This is a genomic window from uncultured Escherichia sp., from assembly GCF_948475835.1.
Classification (GTDB): Bacteria; Pseudomonadota; Gammaproteobacteria; order Enterobacterales; family Enterobacteriaceae; genus ECMA0423.
In genome coordinates this window covers 1-6,663 of the sequence record NZ_CAOLGM010000180.1, presented here as the reverse complement: position 1 = coordinate 6,663, position 6,663 = coordinate 1, and the positions used below count along the sequence as shown (strand labels likewise).

The window sequence follows — 6,663 nt, the reverse complement described above, 5'->3', positions numbered from 1 at the left end:
CATCTGCCAATATTGCTCGCCATAATATCCAGGCAGTGTCCCGTGAATAAAACGGAGTAAAAGTGGTAATGGGTCAGGAAAAGCTATACATCGAAAAAGAGCTCAGTTGGTTATCGTTCAATGAACGCGTGCTTCAGGAAGCGGCGGACAAATCTAACCCGCTGATTGAAAGGATGCGTTTCCTGGGGATCTATTCCAATAACCTTGATGAGTTCTATAAAGTCCGCTTCGCTGAACTGAAGCGACGCATCATTATTAGCGAAGAACAAGGCTCCAACTCTCATTCCCGCCATTTACTGGGCAAAATTCAGTCCCGGGTGCTGAAAGCCGATCAGGAATTCGACGGCCTCTACAACGAGCTGCTGCTGGAGATGGCGCGTAACCAGATCTTCCTGATTAATGAACGCCAGCTCTCCGTCAATCAACAAAACTGGCTGCGTCATTATTTTAAGCAGTATCTGCGTCAGCACATTACGCCGATTTTAATCAATCCTGACACTGACTTAGTGCAGTTCCTGAAAGATGATTACACCTATCTGGCGGTGGAAATTATCCGTGGCGATACCATCCGTTACGCGCTGCTGGAGATCCCATCAGATAAAGTGCCGCGCTTTGTGAATTTACCGCCAGAAGCGCCGCGTCGACGCAAGCCGATGATTCTTCTGGATAACATTCTGCGTTACTGCCTTGATGATATTTTCAAAGGCTTCTTTGATTATGACGCGCTGAATGCCTATTCAATGAAGATGACCCGCGATGCCGAATACGATTTAGTGCATGAGATGGAAGCCAGCCTGATGGAGTTGATGTCTTCCAGTCTCAAGCAGCGTTTAACTGCTGAGCCGGTGCGTTTTGTTTATCAGCGCGATATGCCCAATGCGCTGGTTGAAGTGTTACGCGAAAAACTGACTATTTCCCGCTACGACTCCATCGTCCCCGGCGGTCGTTATCATAATTTTAAAGACTTTATTAATTTCCCCAATGTCGGCAAAGCCAATCTGGTGAACAAACCACTGCCGCGTTTACGCCATATTTGGTTTGATAAAGCCCAGTTCCGCAATGGTTTTGATGCCATTCGCGAACGCGATGTGTTGCTCTATTATCCTTATCACACCTTTGAGCATGTGCTGGAACTGCTGCGTCAGGCTTCGTTCGACCCGAGCGTACTGGCGATTAAAATTAACATTTACCGCGTGGCGAAAGATTCACGCATCATCGACTCGATGATCCACGCCGCACATAACGGTAAGAAAGTCACCGTGGTGGTTGAGTTACAGGCGCGTTTCGACGAAGAAGCTAACATTCACTGGGCGAAGCGCCTGACCGAAGCAGGCGTGCACGTTATCTTCTCTGCGCCGGGGCTGAAAATTCACGCCAAACTGTTCCTGATTTCACGAAAAGAAAACGGTGAAGTGGTGCGTTACGCACACATCGGGACCGGGAACTTTAACGAAAAAACCGCGCGTCTTTATACTGACTATTCATTGCTGACCGCCGATGCGCGTATCACCAACGAAGTACGGCGGGTATTTAACTTTATTGAAAACCCATACCGCCCGGTGACATTTGATTATTTAATGGTGTCACCGCAAAATTCTCGCCGTCTGTTATATGAAATGGTAGACCGCGAAATCGCCAACGCGCAGCAAGGGCTGCCCAGCGGTATCACCCTGAAGCTAAATAACCTTGTCGATAAAGGCCTGGTTGATCGTCTGTATGCGGCCTCCAGCTCCGGCGTACCGGTTAATCTGCTGGTTCGCGGAATGTGTTCGCTGATCCCCAATCTGGAAGGCATTAGCGACAACATTCGTGCCATCAGTATTGTTGACCGTTACCTTGAACATGACCGGGTTTATATTTTTGAAAATGGCGGCGATAAAAAGGTCTACCTTTCTTCCGCCGACTGGATGACGCGCAATATTGATTATCGTATTGAGGTGGCGACGCCGCTGCTCGATCCGCGCCTGAAGCAGCGGGTGCTGGACATCATCGACATATTGTTCAGCGATACGGTCAAAGCACGTTATATCGATAAAGAACTCAGTAATCGCTACGTTCCCCGCGGCAATCGCCGCAAAGTACGGGCGCAGTTGGCGATTTACGACTACATCAAATCACTCGAACAACCTGAATAACCCTATGCCAATACACGATAAATCCCCTCGTCCGCAGGAGTTTGCTGCGGTCGATCTTGGTTCAAACAGTTTTCACATGGTCATAGCCCGTGTGGTAGATGGTGCCATGCAGATTATTGGCCGCCTGAAACAGCGGGTGCATCTGGCGGACGGCCTGGGGCCAGATAATATGTTGAGTGAAGAGGCAATGACGCGCGGTTTGAACTGTCTGTCGCTGTTTGCCGAACGGCTACAAGGGTTTTCTCCTGCCAGCGTCTGTATAGTCGGCACCCATACGCTGCGTCAGGCGCTGAACGCCACTGACTTTCTGAAACGCGCGGAAAAGGTCATTCCCTACCCGATTGAAATTATTTCCGGTAATGAAGAAGCCCGTCTGATTTTTATGGGCGTGGAACATACCCAACCGGAGAAAGGTCGCAAACTGGTTATTGATATTGGCGGCGGATCTACGGAACTGGTGATTGGTGAAAATTTCGAACCGATGCTCGTTGAAAGCCGCCGGATGGGTTGTGTCAGCTTTGCCCAGCTTTACTTCCCTGGCGGGGTCATCAATAAAGAGAATTTTCAGCGCGCTCGTATGGCGGCAGCACAAAAACTGGAAACTTTAACCTGGCAATTCCGTATTCAGGGCTGGAACGTGGCAATGGGCGCTTCCGGTACCATAAAAGCCGCCCATGAAGTGTTAATGGAAATGGGCGAGAAAGACGGGATAATTACCCCGGAACGTCTGGAAAAACTGGTAAAAGAAGTTTTACGTCACCGTAATTTCGCATCGCTGAGTTTACCGGGTCTTTCCGAAGAGCGGAAAACAGTCTTCGTTCCTGGACTGGCGATTTTATGCGGTGTGTTTGATGCTTTAGCCATCCGTGAACTGCGCCTTTCTGACGGGGCGTTACGCGAAGGCGTACTGTATGAAATGGAAGGACGTTTCCGTCATCAGGATGTGCGTAGTCGCACCGCCAGCAGCCTCGCCAACCAGTATCACATCGACAGCGAACAGGCCCGACGAGTGCTGGATACCACTATGCAAATGTACGAACAGTGGCGGGAACAGCAACCGAAGCTGGCGCATCCGCAACTGGAGGCGCTACTGCGATGGGCCGCCATGCTGCATGAGGTCGGGTTGAATATCAACCACAGCGGTTTGCATCGCCACTCCGCTTATATTCTGCAAAACAGTGACTTGCCGGGTTTTAATCAGGAACAGCAGCTGATGATGGCGACACTGGTGCGCTATCACCGTAAAGCGATTAAGCTCGACGATCTGCCGCGCTTTACCTTGTTTAAGAAGAAACAGTTCCTGCCACTGATACAGCTATTGCGCCTTGGCGTATTACTAAACAATCAACGTCAGGCAACCACCACACCGCCAACATTGACACTGATTACTGATGACAGTCACTGGACACTGCGTTTCCCGCATGACTGGTTTAGTCAGAATGCGCTGGTACTGCTTGATCTGGAAAAGGAGCAAGAATACTGGGAAGGCGTGGCTGGCTGGCGGTTGAAAATTGAAGAAGAAAGTACACCTGAAATCGCCGCTTAATGCTTTGCGGGCCGACGAGAAATGTCGGCCCGCATTATTCAGGCACTTTCGCGAATGGGTTCGATTTCATTCAACGTATCAATTAACGGCTGCGGCTTACCAATAAGATAACCCTGCATATAATCGATCCCCAAAGAGAGCACCGCCTCGCGGATCTCTTCGTTTTCAACGTACTCTGCCACTACCCGCATTTTCTTCATTCGCGCCAGGTGGCAAATCGATGCCACTATCTGATAATCCAGACTATTTGACACAATATTGCGGATAAAACTGCCGTCAATTTTAAGCAGATCGGCATTCACATTTTTAAGCCGTGCATAGCTGGCGTAGCCGGTGCCGAAATCATCAATCGCAATCTGGCAGCCTAATTCCTGAAGATGCTGCAAGGTGATTTGCGCCTGCTTAACATTGGTCAGAGCATTACTTTCGGTGACTTCAAAAATAAGTTGCCACGCTTCAATCTGATATTTAGCCAGCAACTGACTGACTTCAACAGGAAAACGAGCCTGACATACCGAGGTTGGAGACAGATTAATAGCAAAACGGTGAGCGGGCATCTTCGCTCTGTTTTCAGCCATAAATTGCAGCGTATGCTCAATGACCCACATGTCGATACTCGACGATAAACCAAATTCGTGCGCGACCGGCAAGAAGCTATCGGGGCTGATCAGTTCATCATTCTCACCTTTCATGCGCAGAAGAATTTCATGGTAAACATCACCACGCATACCGGTAATCGGCTGGGCCATCAGGAAAAAATGGTTGTGTTCCAGCGCCTGCTGTAGTCGATTCATCATCGCGACTTTATCTTTCAATTCGCGTTGCAAATACATTGCCCCGCGACGCTGCATATTTTCCGGGGCGTTGGTCACGATGGAAAGTTCGGCGACCGTATTTAGCTCTCCCAGCAGCAGGTAGATATGATTCACTGGCGAGCGCACATAGCAGTAGCTGACGCCAATCTGCGGTTGCATCGGCATGCCATCCCAAAAGAAACGAAATTGCTTGAGATGGCTATCCAGTGCGGTAATGCGCTCCTGGTGCGATTCTGTATTCAGTCGCAGCGCGAGATCGTTACCCGAAAGCTGATAAACATCTTCACCCGGTTCCAGCAAGGGTGACAGCCAGTGAGAAAGTTTTTGCTTGTATTGAATCCGCAGCATGATGCCATAGTTCTTAACCAGCATTTCCATGCCAGGGATGCGTAAATAACAAAGCGCAGACCAGGGGGCATCACGCAACGCGCGATTCAGGGCGCGAACATTTGGCAGATGAACCACCGGGTCCACATACGCAAGCCGCTGAATGCGTCTGACTACCGCTCGCTGACGAGTTGCCAGTACAGCCATATAATTGACAATAAAAGAGAATACCAGATAACTGGAGGAGGTTATGGTCAGCTGCGTGGTATAGCCAGGATAAATGGGAATGTAATTTTGATAGCTGTGGATGCTGATCATCAACACGACCGCCCAGAGCAGCGAAATCAGCTTATAACCATAGCGCATCGCTCCCCACATCATCAGGGGCAGCAATAATGACAAGGTATAATTGGTGCTAAAAATTGTGCTTTTTTCATTTAACGGCATGCATAACAGCAACAATAAAGCACCTAATGCCAGTAGCCAGAGCGCGAACTCTTTTTTGGTGACTTTGGCATCAACCTGCTGTTTTAATTGCGAATAATAGCTACGTAAATAAAATGGATTTCGCACTACCCGAATGATGAAGTAGCACAGCGGGACACCGATCAGATTACCCACCAGTAAGGCCTGATAATTGATTAAAGTCCCGAGGTTAAAAGGCATGACACCGACCAGATTTTCTCTGCTCGCCAGTAATCCTACAAATGCAGCAAACTGGAAAAGTATCAGAAACAGCGTTGCAGGAAACACAATCTGCCAGAATATACGCTGGGAAATTAAACGGGTATCACCATGTGAAACGTTGTTACGCCGGGGAGTAAAGACCCTGTAACCGCCCCAACAGAGAATGATAATGATAATAAAATTAGCCGTTAATGATAGCGTTTCGTAAAAACCCAGCTCTGCATATTTGCGGACAAAAATCCCTAAGGCGATCCCTGGCAATGCCGCCCAGCTGAAAAACATCATCATGCTGATCATCAGTGCCAGAGGCAGATAAAAGAGAAAAACCTCACCGGAAGAAATATGCGCGAAAGTATTAATGTGGGCGAAAATGGGCAAGATTAAAGAAGGCAGGAACAGCGGAAGCCCCCACCATTTATCACGTATTTTTATATAAGTTGCATTCAGTTTCATAGATGCTCAGCAGAATCCCCCACATCCTGAAGGAGGTGTATTCAGACAGGCATCCCACCTGACTTCGAATGATGATTATTCATCACTATAGAGAGCATTGATTCTAAGTGTCATATGAAAGTTCCAATTGATATATATCAAACAAAATAACCCTGATTAATGAATTATTACGTTTATCATGTTAATTCATCATTATTACATCATCATTGTAAATAATTAAATTAACTTCCATAACATTAAAATATGTATCCACTGACGCTTTTTTACATAACGAAGAATTGACCATTTTGTCCTGTTGTGCCTTAATGTAAGTACCGTCCACAGCGTGGGACATACTTCAAGGAACCTTTTGTGAGTCAGGCAACCAGTATGCGAAAACGACACCGATTTAACAGTCGCATGACCCGTATCGTACTGCTCATCAGCTTTATCTTCTTCTTTGGCCGTTTTATCTACTCGTCCGTCGGTGCCTGGCAGCACCATCAGAGCAAAAAAGAAGCTCAGCAATCCACACTCTCCGTCGAATCACCGGTACAACGTTAGCGGTTACCTTCTCCACTTTCACAGAACCTAACGGCACTTCGCTGTCGGATGCTTTTGCTCTTTGGAATTATCAAAGCGGCAGATATTCTTTCATCTTAAATTTTACGTCTTTGTCCTGACTGATGTTTATCCTGTTTGGCTGCGAAATAAATATAAA

Annotated in this window: 5 protein-coding genes; 3 read left to right on the top strand and 2 right to left on the bottom strand. The window is 47.7% G+C overall.

What is annotated here, in order from left to right; genetic code table 11:
* Positions 1 to 68: 68 nt before the first annotated feature.
* Positions 69 to 2,135, top strand: a complete 2,067-nt coding sequence (ppk1, locus tag QZF50_RS21995) for a polyphosphate kinase 1 (RefSeq protein ID WP_000529576.1) — start codon at positions 69 to 71, stop codon at positions 2,133 to 2,135.
* 4 nt (positions 2,136 to 2,139) lie between these two features.
* Entirely contained in the window at positions 2,140 to 3,681 is a 1,542-nt protein-coding gene (gene ppx / locus QZF50_RS21990) for an exopolyphosphatase (protein ID WP_290388994.1), read from the top strand.
* Positions 3,682 to 3,719: 38 nt separating this feature from the next.
* Here ppx and pdeF read toward each other — a convergent pair whose 3' ends face one another.
* A complete protein-coding gene (gene pdeF, locus QZF50_RS21985) occupies positions 3,720 to 5,963 on the bottom strand; it encodes a cyclic-guanylate-specific phosphodiesterase PdeF (protein WP_000772732.1) in 2,244 nt (747 codons plus the stop codon).
* Positions 5,964 to 6,144: 181 nt separating this feature from the next.
* Positions 6,145 to 6,297 (bottom strand): hypothetical protein, encoded by a 153-nt coding sequence (locus QZF50_RS21980; protein ID WP_000017552.1) that lies wholly within the window; start codon positions 6,295 to 6,297, stop codon positions 6,145 to 6,147.
* A 17-nt stretch (positions 6,298 to 6,314) separates the two neighbouring features.
* On the opposite strand from QZF50_RS21980, the gene QZF50_RS21975 reads away from it, so the two are divergent.
* On the top strand, positions 6,315 to 6,506 hold the full coding sequence (locus QZF50_RS21975; RefSeq protein ID WP_000076001.1) for a YfgG family protein: 192 nt from the start codon (positions 6,315 to 6,317) through the stop codon (positions 6,504 to 6,506).
* The last annotated feature ends 157 nt before the right edge of the window (positions 6,507 to 6,663 follow it).

Bases quoted from the DNA above. Each gene is read 5' to 3' on its own strand.
- ppk1 (WP_000529576.1), top strand. From the start codon at position 69: ATGGGTCAGGAAAAGCTATACATCGAAAAAGAGCTCAGTTGGTTATCG.
- ppx (WP_290388994.1), top strand. From the start codon at position 2,140: ATGCCAATACACGATAAATCCCCTCGTCCGCAGGAGTTTGCTGCGGTC.
- pdeF (WP_000772732.1), bottom strand. From the start codon at position 5,963: ATGAAACTGAATGCAACTTATATAAAAATACGTGATAAATGGTGGGGG.
- QZF50_RS21980 (WP_000017552.1), bottom strand. From the start codon at position 6,297: ATGTCCCACGCTGTGGACGGTACTTACATTAAGGCACAACAGGACAAA.